9 protein-coding genes are annotated in these 14,592 nt (G+C 57.0%); 5 read left to right on the top strand and 4 right to left on the bottom strand.

Translation table 11 applies throughout. The annotated features are described in order from the left end of the window. The first annotated feature begins 39 nt into the window (after window positions 1–39). From ETAA8_RS14650 to ETAA8_RS14640, 3 genes are all read left to right on the top strand, one after another. Window positions 40–1,215: a glycosyltransferase gene (locus tag ETAA8_RS14650; RefSeq protein ID WP_145089448.1), complete on the top strand. Its 1,176-nt coding sequence runs from the start codon at window positions 40–42 to the stop codon at window positions 1,213–1,215. A 116-nt stretch (window positions 1,216–1,331) separates the two neighbouring features. Continuing rightward, window positions 1,332–2,810 (top strand): aldehyde dehydrogenase family protein, encoded by a 1,479-nt coding sequence (locus tag ETAA8_RS14645; RefSeq protein WP_145089445.1) that lies wholly within the window; start codon window positions 1,332–1,334, stop codon window positions 2,808–2,810. Between the two features lie 226 nt (window positions 2,811–3,036). Next, the gene (locus ETAA8_RS14640) at window positions 3,037–3,711 is read left to right on the top strand and encodes a hypothetical protein (RefSeq protein ID WP_145089442.1); all 675 of its coding nucleotides are present in this window, start codon (window positions 3,037–3,039) and stop codon (window positions 3,709–3,711) included. Between the two features lie 296 nt (window positions 3,712–4,007). On the opposite strand, the gene ETAA8_RS14635 is transcribed toward ETAA8_RS14640, so the two are convergent. Further along, entirely contained in the window at window positions 4,008–6,269 is a 2,262-nt protein-coding gene (locus ETAA8_RS14635) for a bifunctional SulP family inorganic anion transporter/carbonic anhydrase (protein ID WP_145089438.1), read from the bottom strand. Window positions 6,270–6,863: 594 nt separating this feature from the next. Between ETAA8_RS14635 and ETAA8_RS14630 the strand changes: the two genes are divergently transcribed. Further along, the gene (locus tag ETAA8_RS14630; RefSeq protein ID WP_145089436.1) at window positions 6,864–7,388 is read left to right on the top strand and encodes an ORF6N domain-containing protein; all 525 of its coding nucleotides are present in this window, start codon (window positions 6,864–6,866) and stop codon (window positions 7,386–7,388) included. 96 nt (window positions 7,389–7,484) lie between these two features. Here the strand turns inward: ETAA8_RS14630 and ETAA8_RS14625 are convergent, their stop codons facing one another. From ETAA8_RS14625 to ETAA8_RS14615, 3 genes are read right to left on the bottom strand one after another with little or no spacing between them, the layout of a single operon-like run. Beyond that, the gene (locus ETAA8_RS14625) at window positions 7,485–8,231 is read right to left on the bottom strand and encodes a PepSY-associated TM helix domain-containing protein (RefSeq protein WP_145089433.1); all 747 of its coding nucleotides are present in this window, start codon (window positions 8,229–8,231) and stop codon (window positions 7,485–7,487) included. Then, window positions 8,167–9,792 carry a DUF2271 domain-containing protein gene (locus ETAA8_RS14620; protein WP_202921837.1) on the bottom strand — a complete coding sequence of 542 codons (1,626 nt, stop codon included), beginning with the start codon at window positions 9,790–9,792 and terminating at the stop codon, window positions 8,167–8,169. Before ETAA8_RS14620 ends, ETAA8_RS14625 begins: the two co-directional genes overlap by 65 nt. A 60-nt stretch (window positions 9,793–9,852) precedes the next feature. After that, the gene (locus tag ETAA8_RS14615) at window positions 9,853–12,060 is read right to left on the bottom strand and encodes a Kelch repeat-containing protein (protein WP_145089427.1); all 2,208 of its coding nucleotides are present in this window, start codon (window positions 12,058–12,060) and stop codon (window positions 9,853–9,855) included. A 368-nt stretch (window positions 12,061–12,428) separates the two neighbouring features. Between ETAA8_RS14615 and ETAA8_RS14610 the strand changes: the two genes are divergently transcribed. Continuing rightward, window positions 12,429–14,528 (top strand): alpha/beta hydrolase family protein, encoded by a 2,100-nt coding sequence (locus ETAA8_RS14610; RefSeq protein WP_145089423.1) that lies wholly within the window; start codon window positions 12,429–12,431, stop codon window positions 14,526–14,528. Window positions 14,529–14,592 lie beyond the last annotated feature (64 nt).

Below are 14,592 nucleotides of genomic sequence, written 5' to 3'. Positions count from 1 at the left end.
CGAGTTGCTGCGACGAAGTCGCTTGAAAGTAGAAGTTCGATGCCCGAGCCGCGAATTGCTTTAGTTCACGATTGGCTTGTCTCGCCCGGGGGCGCTGAAAAAGTGCTGCTCGAGTTGCACGAGATGTACCCCAATGCGCCGATCTACACTGCCAACTATGTGCCGGAGAAGTTTCCCGAATTCAAAAACGCCGACATTCGCCCCACCTGGCTCGATCGTATCTCGCTGGCCAAGCGCAAACATCAGCTCTTCTCGGTCTTTCGCGCCTGGGCGTTTCGCGGTCTCGATCTCTCCGACTACGACATCGTCATTTCTTCCTGCAGCGCCGAATCGAAGTACGTGAAGACCGGCGAACAGACGTTGCACATCTGCTACTGCCATACGCCCGTGCGCTACTACTGGAGTGACTACGAGTGGTATTTGGCGCATCCGCCGTTCGGCAAGTTGAACTGGTTGGTAAAGGGCTTGCTGCCGCTGATGATCGGCTGGCTGCGGCGAATGGACTACCAAGGCGCTCAAACGGTTGACTCCTTCGTCGCCAATTCGCGCTTTGTTCAAGCGCGAATCGCCAAGTATTACCACAAGAGTTCGACGGTCATTCACGCGCCAGTGAACGTCGACCAGTTCGAAGTTTCGCGCGAACGGGATGATTATTATCTGATTGTTGGCCGGCAGGTCGCGTACAAGCGGCTCGATCTGGCCGTCGATGCCTTTAATGAACTGGGTCTGCCGCTAAAGGTGGCAGGAACGGGCGAAGAAATCACCAAGCATAAGCCGCGCGCCAAGTCGAACATTGAGTTCCTCGGTCGTGTGCCCGATGCCGATCTGCCGCGCTTGTACGGTCGGGCGAAGGGCTTTATTTTTCCGGCCGAAGAAGACTTTGGCATCGTGCCAATCGAGGCAATGGCCAACGGTACTCCCGTGGTCGCCTTTGGTGTGGGGGGCGCGCTCGAAACGGTGGTCGAGGGAAAAACCGGGACGTTCTTCCCTGAGAAGACTCCAGCTTCATTAGTCGACGCTGTTCGCCGCTTTGAAACAATGAAGTTCGACCCCGACGTGATTCGTGCCCAGGCAGAGCGCTTCAGCCAGGCGGTGTTTCGCCAAACGATGAAGCAATTCGTGGCAGACGAGTGGTGCCGATTCAAGGGCGACGAGGCTGCTCCCGTTGCCGAGGCTCGCACGGCCGAGCAGACCGCTGTGGCAGCTGCGAGCTAAGTTGGCGATTCCGAGAATCGACTTGCCACCCCGCTATCTCGCGCCCGTAGAATAGCGATAGCGACACCGGTACGTCTCCGCATGCACGCACCACCTCTCTCTCGGAGTTATACGTCATGGCAACTGCAACTGCCCCCGTCAAGATTCAGCGTCCTCGGATTCAACAAACCACCTGCTTCATCGACGGACAATGGATCCCCGCGCAGAGCGGCAAGACGTTTCCCACCTACAACCCAGCCACCGAAGAACTGATTGCCGATGTGGCGGAAGGGGACGCTGCCGATATCGACCTGGCCGCCAAAGCGGCTCGCAAGCAGTTTGATTCGGGTGAGTGGAGCCGCATGGATGCCCGCGACCGCGGCCGGTTGATGTACAAATTGGCCGACCTGCTCGAAGCGGAAATCGACGAACTGGCAGCGCTCGAATCGCTCGATAACGGCAAGCCGTTTCGCGATGCGCGGAATGCCGACCTGCCCCTGACGATCGACTGCCTGCGCTATTACGCGGGCTATGCCGACAAGATTCATGGCAGCACCATTCCCATCCGCGGCAACTATTTTTGCTACACGCGCAAGGAACCGGTCGGTGTCGTCGGGCAAATCATTCCCTGGAACTTCCCCATGCTGATGACGGCGTGGAAGTGGGGCCCGGCGCTCGCCGCGGGCTGCACCATTGTCATGAAGCCCGCCGAGCAAACACCGCTCAGCTGCCTGCGGATGGCGCGTCTCGCACAGAAGGCGGGCATTCCCGATGGCGTGATTAACGTCGTGCCCGGTTATGGCCCCTCGGCGGGCGGTGCGATTGTGAAGCATCCGCTGATCGACAAGGTGGCGTTCACCGGCTCGACCGAAGTCGGCAAGATCATCATGCGCGAAGCAGCAGCCACCATGAAACGTGTGACGCTGGAACTCGGCGGCAAAAGCCCGAACATTGTCTTGGAAGATGCCGACCTCGATGCAGCTGTCGCCGGCGCGCACTTCGGCCTGTACTTCAATCAGGGGCAATGCTGCTGCGCGGGTAGCCGGCTGTTCGTCCAGGAGAAGATTCACGACAAGTTTGTCGACCAGATTGTCTCGATGAACAAGATTCGCAAATTGGGCGATCCGCTCGATCCCACCACGGAGCAAGGTCCGCAGGTCGATAAAGAACAGTTCGACAAAATTCTCGGCTACATCGATAGTGGCAAGCGGGAAGGTGCCAAGTGCCTGACCGGCGGCAATCGCCACGGCAGTCGCGGCTTTTTCGTTGAACCCACTCTCTTCACCGATGTGAAGGACGAAATGACGATCGCTCAAGAAGAAATCTTTGGCCCCGTCATGTCGGTGCTGAAGTTCAAATCGCTCGACGAAATTGCTGCCCGCGCCAACAACACGCCCTACGGTCTGGCCGCAGCTGTCTGGACGCGCGACATTCAAAAAGCCCACGCATTGGCCCACAAGCTGCGCGCCGGCACTGTCTGGGTGAACTGCTACGACGTCTTCGACGCCGCTGCTCCCTTCGGCGGCTTCAAGTTCAGCGGCCAAGGTCGCGAACTGGGCGAAGAAGGTCTCAAAGCCTATCTCGAGAACAAGACGGTGACCGTGGCGATGGGGTGATGAAAAGGGAACTCGATAGACCATCACGAGCATTAGCACAACCCTGGTATAGGTGGGGTAGCACCGGTTGGCTAGTTTGTATGAGCGAATATCAGTTTTTGATTGGGACTACCCGGCCAACATAGCTTTGAACATATGGTTGCTATGGGCCTGTGCTATTGTTTTAGAATCTCGCAGCAATGACGCGCGGGGTTGAGTGAGCAGAAGCAGCACAGGGGGCGTTTGAATGAGCGAGAATCAGAAGTTCGTTGCCGCAGGTGCGGGAATGGTCGGGGCGACTATCCTATTAATGGTGGCGTTATCGTTCTATCATCCAGGTCCCGCATATTTGGACAATGATAATGGAACAAACATGACGCTCGTTAAGAATGCACCATCGGCTGCAGCCGTAACTCCGGTTCCAACCGCGACGGCCGCAGTATTAGATACTGCAACTACGATTCCGATGGCAGATAGAATCTATCGTGATAGTCACGGCACGCTTATGTCCGAATCGGAAACAGAGGCCAAACTGCAGGACTTGAGGCAGAGATACAACGCCATTTCCGATGACAGTGTACGCGCATATTCGCAAGGAATGTTGAAGGCCCTTGAAAAGGAATGGGCTCGAATCAAAAGCCTAGGGCCGGTGCCAAGCGGGGAACAGTCGCAGCCAGTAAGCTCGAAAGAGATCAGTGCTGAGCTCAATCAAGACAGACGCCATAGTCGCCAACCTATAGGCGATAGAATGCTAGGCGACGCTCAAAAGCGGAAGATATTTTATGCACTTGTAGCAGCTCAGGATTCAGGAATCGGCGATGTCGAGTCGTATTTGTTGATCGGCAAGACCTACAACATACCTCATCAGACGCTACTGGAAATTGTGCATGAAGGCGTGGCCAAAGATTGGCCCAAACCCTAATTCGCGGAGTGGCCATAACCGGAACTCATTGATGGGGCAAATCCCAGTCGTCCGGCAACCACGACAAAAACCTCCGCAGCCGAGAGCGCGATTCCGCCATCGTCAGCAACAGACCAGGGGCTTGCTCGTTCTGATGCGCACAATAATTGCGAGTGGCGCGATTTTCGTGGGCACCATAGCAGTCGTCTACAGAAACAAGATTCGGCCGTTGAATTCCGCTCATAAACCCAGCTTTTTCGGCCCAAGTGAGAGGGACAAGGTTGTGCGATGGGGCAGCGTTATCGCAAGCGATGATCTCAACCTTCCATAGGCTGCAGGCGGACGACGGAGTCGTCGGGGAGGAAGTCGATCTGGCCACTGAAGACGTCGTACATGGCACCGACAATGGCGATGCGTCCTTCGCGGACGAGGCGGTCGAGAGTCTGACTTTGCGAGCGCATTTCTGCGACCACGCGGGCGACGTTGCGCCTAGCTACTGCATCGACAAATGCCTGCTTCTCGGCGGGGGGCAAGTGCTTAGAAGCCTGGCTGGCTGTTACGGTGGTCGATTGTTGGATATCGCTCACGAGGTAGTCGAGATGTTGGCAGCCCGTAACTTCGGCGGGCGTGCGAGCATCGCCAATGAGGCTGACCGCCGCAGTCACGGCGCCGCAGCGGGTGTGCCCCATGACCAAGATCAGCTTGGCTCCGGCGACGGCGCACCCATACTCGACGCTGGCTAGAACTTTGCGACTGGTAATATTGCCGGCAATGCGCACGCTGAAAATATCGCCGACTCCGAGATCGAAAATCAACTCGGCCGGCGTGCGCGAATCAATGCAACTGAGAACAACGGCGAGCGGGAACTGCCCGTCCGCAGTCGCGCTGACCTGCCGGCTGAGATCGCGCGTAAGTCGCTGACCGGTACGAAACCGCTCGTGGCCGTCCTTCAAGATTTGGAGGACGTGCTGCGGGGTGAGAGTGCTCTGTAGTTCGCGCGTCGCGTAGTCCACGTACTGCGTCTGATCTTCGAGTAGGTACTTGCTGCGGAACCCCAGCAGGCTCACCTCGACGCCACGGGCAGGAGCAGTTTGCTCTTTGAATTCGCGAATCAAATCGAGAATGTCAGGATCGATGTAGTCGGTCTTTTGAGCATCGAGCAGCAAATGGCCACCGCGGGGAACTTCGTCGAGAACTTTGGCGAGGGCGGCCCGATTGAGAAAGCTCACCTGATTGGCTAGTTCAATGTGCAATACGTCACCCCCCAAGTGCTTTTCGACCGAGCGGCGAATGGGGCGGCGCATGTTGCTGTTCAGGATGAAGACCAGACTCACTGCGAGCCCCACTAGTATGCCGATGAGCAGATCGGACAGGATGATGGCCACGACGGTCACCGCGAAGGGAATGAACTGATAACGTCCATCGTTCCACATTTGCTTCACCAGCGCCGGGCTGACCAGCTTGGCACCGGTGATGAGCAGGATCGCTGCCAGGCACGACAGCGGAATCAAGTTCAGCCACATCGGCAGTAAGCCGACGCAGACCAGCATCAGTACGCCATGAATGACTGCCGAAAGTTTCGTTTGGGCATCAGCGTTAATATTCACCGAACTGCGGATGACCACTGAGGTGACTGGCAGACCGCCAATCAGTCCCGTGGCGATGTTGCCAAATCCCTGGGCGAGCAACTCCCGACTGGGGGGCGAGGTTCGCTGCCGTGGGTCGAGCTTGTCGACAGCTTCCAGATTGAGCAGAGTTTCTAGCGAGGCGAAGGCGGCAATCGTTAACGCAGCAACGTACACCGCGGGGTTGGCCCACTGCGAGAAGTCTGGAGTTTGGAGGTAACCGAATAAACCCGAGAAGCTTTCCGTGATGGGCACCTGCACCAAGTGACTATTCCCAATCGCCCACGGGCTGCCAAATTGCCTGAACAGTTGGCTGAGGCCGACCCCGATTAGCACTACGACCAAGGGCGCGGGAAGGAGTGACTTTTGCAGCGGTTTCCAGCGGTCCCAAACGATGAGGATCGCGAGCGAAAGAAAGCCAATTACGGCCGCACCTGGATGCACGTCGCCCAGGATGCGGAGGAGTTCTGTGAACGTGTTTTCATGGTCGGGCTGCAGAAAGGCGAGATCACCTTCCGGGTCGGCATCGTGACCGAAGATGTGGGGAATTTGCTTCAGAATGAGAATTAAGCCGACCGCAGCCAACAAGCCTTTGATGACGCTGGAGGGAAAGAACGAGGCAATGAAACCTGCGCGGACCAGTCCCAGGCCAATCTGAAGCAGGCCGGCCAGGACGACCGCGAGCAGGAACGTTTGGAATGAACCGAGTGACACAATTTGTGCAGCGACGACCGCCGTCAAACCAGCCGCTGGACCACTGACGCTGGTATGCGACCCGCTTAGCACTCCCACCAATATTCCACCGACGATACCCGCCAGCACTCCGGATAACAGCGGCGCCCCCGAGGCGAGCGCGACGCCGAGGCACAGCGGCAGGGCGACGAGAAAGACGACAATGCCAGCCGATACGTCGCGCGGCAAAGTCTGAGAGAGTGGCTTCTTCGTCAACGGCATGGGTGATTTGCTCAACTGCGAGTTAGCGGCTTGGCCGGGATTATACCGCACACGAGTGGCGATTGAAGGTTAATTGCAGTCGTCGTGAGCGACCATGAGTTCGCACAGATGCAACCGGCTGGCCAATATGTTGCAAATACTTTTGCAAATACCTTTGGCCTTTATGACCAGACTAGTCATCGACCTGCTGTTTAATTGGTGGCAACTCGTCCGGAAACAGTGGACACCAGGGCGAGCTGCCGCAGAGTCGTTTGGCGCCTGATGAAGGCGGTCGGTAGCGGTGCGCGCTAGGCGTTGGGGGAGATGAAGATTTCAATTTCCGGAATTTTGGAAATTGGAATACGGCTGCACCGTCATTCAGGAAATTTTGTGGCCGATTACGGAAATTTTTAGGGCTATCAGGAAATTGAAAATTGACGCTTTCACTTGAAAACAGCGGAAATCACCGGTAAATAACGAGCAAATCACGAATGGAAAATTGGAAATAACGGAAATTTCTCAAATGGCGACAAGGGAGAGTGGTGGAGGTGGATTAGTGGGTCGGGCAACAATATTAGGTCGGGAAACAATTGATTGGCAGCGGGGAGGTGATTGATGGCACGGGTGGAGTTATTGCTGCGGCAGCGGATCGAGCGGGTGATTCTGGTGATCCGGGGGGAGAAGGTAATTTTGGATAAGGACCTGGCGGAACTGTACGAAGTGCCCACGAAGGTGCTGAATCAGGCGGTGAGGCGGAATATGGCCAGGTTCCCGGACGATTTTATGCTCCAACTGAGCGAGGAAGAGCAGGACTTACTTTTGAGGTCACAAATTGTGACCTCAAACGGTGGGCGTGGCGGTCGCCGATATCGACCCTACGCTTTCACCGAGCAAGGGGTGGCGATGCTATCGAGCGTGCTCAATAGCGAGCGGGCCATAGAAGTGAACATTGCCATCATGCGGGCGTTCGTGCAGCTGCGCGAACTGTTGCTGAATCACAGAGATTTGGCGCGGAAAGTTGACGAATTGGAACGGAAGTACGACGACCACTTTCGGATTGTGTTCGATGCCATTCGCCAATTGATGGAGCCACCGCCGGAAAAGGGGAAGAAGCCACGGATTGGTTTTCGGAAAGAATGATTCACGTGGCACAGGCTTCCAGCCTGTGAACAGGCGAGGGGAAGCTGCGACAGGCTGGAAGCCGATCCCACAATGGTAGGCCGGAAGGCGGCTCCATTAGGGAACGTACCAGACGTAAAGGAGGGCGAAGACGATGGTGCCGATGACGGCCGTGATGATGCCAGACCAGCGCTTGCGCTTGAGATAGAAAATGAGGACGATGCCGGTGATGGAAACAAAGACCATCAGCAGGGCTGTGATATCGATGACCCACGACCAAACGAGGCCGGTATCGCGCCCTTTGTGCAGGTCGTTAATCACCGCGACCACACCCATCACGGTTTCGGTCAATTGATACTCGCCGGTCGCGCGATCGACGTAGGCATCGGCTGCGTAGCCGGGGCCTTTGAAGATGATCGAGCATTCGCGCTCGTCAACGCGGAACTCGCCGACGGAGCCACGAATTTTGTGATTGTTGCGGAGATGCTCGACCACCTCGAGCTTGGCGACTTGCAAGCTGTAGTCGACCTCCTCGCCGTCAGCAGGTTGGGTGAGGCCGGCGGGCAGGGAACGGTTGAGCCACTCGATATTGACCTTACCGGTATGCTGCGTGACGCGCTCGCCGTCGACGCCAAACCAGGTGGGATGGTTGAGCGTGACACCAGTGACGGCGAAGAAAAGGAGCGACGTGAAGCCGAGCAGCGAAACGTAGATGTGCAGCCAGCGAACCGCAGCGGCAAACTGCGTGTTCCAAGTTTTGGCCTTGGGTGCGCTGGGCGTTTGCGGCTGGCTGCGGCCTTTACTGGCCGGCAGCGCGCGCGACGGGCTTTCGATACTCGTAGGTGGCGGACTTAATTTCGACATTGCTCTTCAGGTTAGTTTTTTCAATGGGCTTGGTGCCCAGTTCCAGGGGCTGACGAATGATTTGATAGGTGCCGTGCTCGCGGGCGACTTCGATGAAGAGCGTGTACTTGCCGGGCTTGAGGGGCTTGCCGGCATCGTCCTTGCCATCGAAGACCGCTTTGTACTCGCCAGGACCGCGCGTGGCCGACGAGATGGTATCGATCAGGGAAGTATCGTCTGCCAATTTGCGAACATTGTCCTGCCGGTACCAGCGAAGGAGATCGCGATGCCAACGAGATCCATTCCCCTTGGTCATCATAAACAAGAGACCGGTGCGAACGGGGAACTCGTCGGCATCCTCCAGCCAAACGGCCGCATAAGGCCGACGATACTGCGCCCCCGCAGGACGCGAGAGTTCGATGTTCACGGCCAGTTCCAACAATTCACCCTTGGCGTCTTCGACCAAGGCGACTTGCTCTGTCACTTGCTTTTGAGGCTGCGCTTGTTGGGCGGGTTTTTCAAAGGCCGATTTTTCAAAGGCAGTGGCCAGGCGAAAAAGCTGAGGCTGTTCGAAGTCGGTCCAGCCCGCGCTGGCGAGTCGCTTGCCGTCGCGCGTGATGAGGAGACAAGCAGCGCCGTGCGATTCAACAAGAGCCAGACTTTCATTGGGAGTAAGTACACTGCAAATCGTGGCGAGCGCATCGGCATCGATCGAACTGTGGGCAACCACGGTGGCGCTGACGACGTGATCGACGGGTTGGCCGCTGCGAGGATCGATGATATGCGAGTACCACTTGTCGCCGATTTGCACACCGCGGCGATAGTTGCCACTGGTGGCGACTGCTCGATTGCGAACAAAAATCGTGGTGATGGGCTCGGCATTTACCGCATCGTGAAATGGATCGGCAATCGCCACGCGCTCGAACGTGTCACCAGCGACCCGCAGATCGCCACCGATGTTGATCAGTACACCATGAATCTCGGGATGTTTGTGAGCTGCCGCGCGGCAAGCGGCATCGACGATGGCTCCCTTGGCAATGGCGTTGAACGTAAGGGGCGCGGTGGTCAACCGAGTGGCAGTTTGCTTGTTCGTATCAAGTTTCCAAGGTTGAGTAGCGGCCAACTTGACCGCCGCAGAAACGTCTTGGTCGCTGGGAAGTTGCTTCTTTTCCGCAGCTTGCTGCCAGACTTTTGTCACACTTTCGACCGCGGGATTGAACGCGCCGCCGCTGAGCTTCGTCCAGTTGTCCGAGGCTTGCATGATGGCGAAAAGCTCGCGCGAAACTGGGTGAGCTTCATCCTTTGTCGCTTGCCACTGAGTCAGTTCGCTAGTCGCGTCGTAGGTGCTAAAGACTTTCGCCTGGCGGTCGATCTCGCGAAGGATGCGCGCTTCGGCCTCATTCGCAGCCGTGGCAGAGGCCGCCTGCAGTTGAATCTCGAGCGAAGTGCCGAGAACGTGTTCGTGATGAAAGACGAAATTCTCAGCGCGACCCGTGCCACTACTCAGCAGGAGCAAACCAAGCGCAAACAGCGAAACAAAGCCACTAGCAGACCAGCGACCAGCAGACCAGCGGACAGACATGCGAAACTCCCGGCGAAGCGATCTCATTCAGTGAGGGGACAACGGGCGCGAACCACAGACTTAGTTGCGATTCGCTCGTGGCGAAGCACCGGCAGCTGACGTCTGCTTGCGAATGTAGGCTTCTACTTCTTCCTTTGTGGCCACGCCGTCTTTGTCGGCATCGACCTTTTCGATAATGGGCAAGAACCGCGGGCCGACTTCGTCTTTGGTGATCTTGCCGTCTTTGTTCTTATCAAGCTTGAGGAGCCGCGTCAGCAGTTCCGCAGTCGACTCCCCTTCGCCGCCACCGAAGTTCAGCGGGGACGCGACAAAGGTCGATTCGGGACTCAGATCAAGCAGCGCGAAATGGGCGATCCCTTCCTTTTCCTCATCAACACCGAAGAAGAGGAGTCGCCCCTGATATTCGATCAACTGTTTGCCTTTCAGCGGCAATTCGCCTTTCATCGTTTCCCAAGCGTTGGCCGCAGGGTCGTAGATTTCCACTTCGGTAACGGCCATGAAGTGACCATCGACCTTGGTAAAACCACCAGCCAGATAGAGTTTGCCAGCGACGACAATCAGGTTGGGGAAGACGCGGGCAATCTTGGGCGAGGCGATATCAGCCCACTTGCTTTCCTGCAGATCAAACACGGCAGCGTTCCCAACGATGCTCCCCTTCTCACCCAGGCCGCCGACGACGTAGTACTTATCGCCAATCGTAGCGCCGCCGAACGAGCGACGAGGTGTCGGAATTGCAGCAGCGGCGACTACTTCCGCAGGCTCTTCAGCTGTTGGTTTCCACTTGAGCGTATCGCTGACGAGTCCCTTGCCAGTGTTGACTTCCGCGCCACCGAAAATCCACAGCGTGCCGTTGTGGGCTGCCGTGTTGAACATGGCGCGAGTACCGGGCAGGTGTTGCACTTCTTCTGCCCAGGCTTTGCTACGCAGCCGATATTGATAGATAGTGTCGAGCGATTTGTGCTCATTGCCGACAAAGCCAAGACCGCCCAAAATGTAGATCGATTGATCGACGCGACTCCCCGAGAGAAAGGCCGCTCCACTTTGCAAACCTTGGGGCAAGTGAGGCAGCTGTTCCACACTGCGAGCGGCAAGGTCGAAGCGGAAGACTTCGTTGCTGAACATTTCCTTGGAGAAGTTATGCGGGCTGCGGCTCTTATTGCCGCCAAAGGTATAGAGCGACGAACCACTCAACAGGAGGATTTGGCTGTGCTTGGCTGTGCCGGCAAACGGGACCAACCACTGCGCCAACTTGGGCTGCGGCTTGTTACCGGTGTTAACGCGAATTGCCTCGACGTTCGACAAGTAGCCACCGCCGCGAGCCACACCTGCGATCGCGACCAGCGTGGTGTCGTTCGCAGGAACCAGCCGATGAAAACTACGCGGGAACATCAACCGTTCGACGGCTTCCCAACCGCTGCCATCAGCTTTCAGCGTGTAGACAATTCCTTCCGAGCCGTTGTAAAACAGCTTGCCACCCGTGGCGAACGCCGAGATGGCGAAGCCAGCCAACTGATCGCCCCCCGGCAATTCGGGACCAGCGGTCCAGGTGTTGGTTTGCGGATCGTAGATGTGAACGTCGCGTGTAATTTTGTTGGTGCTGTGCATACCACCAAGCACCCACAGTTTTCCCTGATGAGCAGCAGCTGCGAGGGCCCGGGTTTGAAACGGCGGCTTGGCGATAGCTTGCCATTGCCCATTTTCCTTGGTCAGGTCAAAGCTGTAAGCCTCTTCGTGCCATGGTGCATCCATCGAACTGGCACCCTGCAAGTTCCAGCCACCAACCACATACAATTTGTCGCCGACCACGGCAGCATCGAGCGACGAGCGCGGCTCTGGCAGCGCGGCCAGTTCTTTCCAGGTGTTCGAGGCCGGATCGTACTTGGCAAAGATGGGAAGCGAATTGAACGAGGTCTCTTCGCCGGCCTTGTTCGTAAAGCTCAAGCCGCCCACGCGATAGACCGCGCCCTTCCAGGCGACCAGACCTGGACTTTGCGACGGTTGCAGCAGGGCGAGTTCTTCCCATTTGGCATTCGGCTCGCGCAGATTCAGGCGGCTGAAGTGCGGAGAAAGCCCGTCCGTCGAATTGCCTGGCACTCGCCCCATGTGACCACTAAAGACATAGATGTGGTCGCCACTTACAGTGGCCCCGAAGCTGGAGATGGCCTCTGGCAGCGGCGGATAGGGCATGGGATTTACCCAGGCATCAGCCGCAATAGCGGGTATGGCGGCAACGAGCCCCAGCAGAAGGCCAAGCGAGCGCGAGAGCATGGAATCTTCCTAGCAGTTATGCGAGCCACGAAAGGAAGCCGCGAATTGACAAACGCCCGGTGCGCGGACGCCTGCATGTCGACCATAAGCGACTTGGGGAAGTCTGACAATCAAGCCTGCCGAGAGAAACAGGCGATTGAGAAGCTGGCAACTGCTGGCGATCAAATGAGAGTCAGTCTCAGTAGCCAAAAGCATAGCCGGCGAAGACAGTGTGTCAAGCGGCACGAAAGTTCTCGTCGTCGCTCGCCAAAATTGCTTTTCACTGCCGGTTCTCACGACCATATACTAGCGGTCCCCTGAAATCGAAAACGAATCGGAAACGGTTCGAAAGATCCAACGCCCCTCCTTAACTCTCCCAGGTTGCTGCCATGACTGACTCTTTTCCCGACCGCGGTTCAACCTCGTTCAACCGGCGCGATTGGCTCACTGCATCTGGTCTTGCCGCGAGCGCCTCCGTTCTTTCGGCTTCGTTGCCAGACCAACTCTGGAGCGCTGAAGGGGACACCACTGACCTTCCACCGCTCAATCGCTTTCCGCGCATGGTGCAGGAATTTTTTGTCGATCAAGTGCGGACCATGGAAGCGCAGGGCGATGCCGCGCGAGCCGCGCTGAAGACAAAGGAAGATGCCGAAAGGTATGTGAAAGGCATCCGAGCGAAGATTCAGCAGGTGTTTGGCCCCTGGCCAGAGAAGACACCGCTCAATGCCAAAACAACGAGTACCGTCGAGCGCGATACGTACCGCATCGAGAATGTGATCTTTGAGAGCCGGCCGAATTTCTTTGTCACGGCGAATTTGTATGTACCGAAGAATCGCAAGTTTCCACTGCCGGGCGTGGTCGGATCGTGTGGACACTCGGCGAATGGAAAGGCAATCGATGCCTACCAGAGCTTTGCCCAGGGACTCGCGCGGCAAGGTTATGTAGTGCTATTGTTCGATCCGATTGGCCAGGGGGAACGCTTGCAGTACGTCGACGAAAACCTGAAGCCCCGCCGCGGCGTGAGTGTGAGTGAGCACTTGTATGCGGGGAATCAGCAGTTTCTTGTCGGTGATTTTTTTGGCGCCTGGCGGGCCTGGGATGGCATTCGCGCGCTCGACTATTTGCTGACGCGCGAAGAGGTCGACCCGAAACACGTAGGAATTACGGGAAACTCGGGTGGCGGCACGATGACGACATGGTTATGCGGCGTCGAAGATCGCTGGACCATGGCGGCGCCTAGTTGCTTCGTCACTACGTTTCGTCGCAATCTCGAGAATGAACTGCCGGCGGATACCGAGCAATGCCCTCCCAGAGCGATTGCGCTTGGTTTGGATCATGCTGACTTTCTCGCCGCGATGGCTCCGAAGCCGGTCATTATTCTGGCGAAGGAACGAGATTACTTTGACGTGCGTGGAGCCAAAGTTGCCTACGAGCGACTGAAGAACCTCTACACGCTGCTGGGCAAACCCGAGAACATTTCGTTCTTCGTTGGCCCGACCGAGCACGGCTACTCGATCGAGAATCGCGAGGCCATGTATGGCTGGTTCAATCGCGCCACAGGCATCGCCGAGGGCCAAACCGAACCGAAGCTGACGATTGAAAAGGACGACACGCTTCGTTGTACTCCGCACGGACAAGTGGCCGGCATTCGCTCCCGCAGCGTCTTCAACTTTACGCAGGACAAGGCGATTGAACTTGGCAAGCAACATAAAAAACGCGATGTCAGCGCATTAGCTGAGGCGATAACCAGCACACTCAAGTTGCCAACGCGAACGGGTGCGCCGGACTATCGCATTCTGCGGCCGGTGGCGAAGCGCGAGTACCCGACCGCAGCGTCGACCAGTTATGCCATTGAATCGGAGCCCGGCGTCTTCGCGCTTGTCACGAAGCTGAGCGAGCAAAGCCATTACTCTCGACCGCCGAAAGGAAAGGGCCCAGCGATCCTTTACGTCGCACATCATTCATCCGATGCCGAACTTCGCAATGAACCGCTGATTCAAGAATTAATCAAAGCCGAGCCCAACGTCCCCTTCTTTGCCTGCGACGTGCGGGGCATCGGCGAATCGCGTCCGAACACGGCGGGTGCCGATCAATTCCTGCGTCCCTACGGCAGCGATTACTTTTATGCGAGCCATTCTTTTATGCTCGACCGGCCGTACGTCGGGCAGAAGACACACGATGTCCTCTCGGTTCTCGATTGGCTGGCAGATAACGGCTACACCGACATCCACCTGGCGGGTTTAGGCTGGGGCAGCATTCCCGCCGCACTCGCTGGCTTTCTTTCGAAGCATGTGAAGCGAGTCACCCTGAAGAACAATCTCACGTCGTACGAAGCGATTGCAATTAGCGAAGGTTATGACTGGCCCGTTTCGTCGTTCATTCCGGGCGTGCTTGGCAAGTTCGATTTGCCCGAGGTCTACCGCGTACTGGAACTGAAACAACTGAAGCAGATCGAACCGCGTGGGGCGGTGCAGACAGCACCGGCATAGCTTCGTTGGCGGTTGTTTTGCCCAGTTCGCCTTGCAACAGCCGAATTCCACATTACCCGCCGTT

Source organism: Anatilimnocola aggregata, from assembly GCF_007747655.1.
In the GTDB taxonomy this organism is placed as follows: Bacteria; Planctomycetota; Planctomycetia; order Pirellulales; family Pirellulaceae; genus Anatilimnocola; species Anatilimnocola aggregata.
The sequence above is the reverse complement of the archived record's forward strand: the minus strand, read 5'-3'. Positions and strand labels throughout refer to the sequence as shown.

What these genes read in the sequence shown, in the direction of transcription:
- ETAA8_RS14650 (WP_145089448.1), top strand. Translation starts at nt 40, where the DNA reads ATGCCCGAGCCGCGAATTGCTTTAGTTCACGATTGGCTTGTCTCGCCC.
- ETAA8_RS14645 (WP_145089445.1), top strand. Translation starts at nt 1,332, where the DNA reads ATGGCAACTGCAACTGCCCCCGTCAAGATTCAGCGTCCTCGGATTCAA.
- ETAA8_RS14640 (WP_145089442.1), top strand. Translation starts at nt 3,037, where the DNA reads ATGAGCGAGAATCAGAAGTTCGTTGCCGCAGGTGCGGGAATGGTCGGG.
- ETAA8_RS14635 (WP_145089438.1), bottom strand. Translation starts at nt 6,269, where the DNA reads ATGCCGTTGACGAAGAAGCCACTCTCTCAGACTTTGCCGCGCGACGTA.
- ETAA8_RS14630 (WP_145089436.1), top strand. Translation starts at nt 6,864, where the DNA reads ATGGCACGGGTGGAGTTATTGCTGCGGCAGCGGATCGAGCGGGTGATT.
- ETAA8_RS14625 (WP_145089433.1), bottom strand. Translation starts at nt 8,231, where the DNA reads ATGTCGAAATTAAGTCCGCCACCTACGAGTATCGAAAGCCCGTCGCGC.
- ETAA8_RS14620 (WP_202921837.1), bottom strand. Translation starts at nt 9,792, where the DNA reads ATGTCTGTCCGCTGGTCTGCTGGTCGCTGGTCTGCTAGTGGCTTTGTT.
- ETAA8_RS14615 (WP_145089427.1), bottom strand. Translation starts at nt 12,060, where the DNA reads ATGCTCTCGCGCTCGCTTGGCCTTCTGCTGGGGCTCGTTGCCGCCATA.
- ETAA8_RS14610 (WP_145089423.1), top strand. Translation starts at nt 12,429, where the DNA reads ATGACTGACTCTTTTCCCGACCGCGGTTCAACCTCGTTCAACCGGCGC.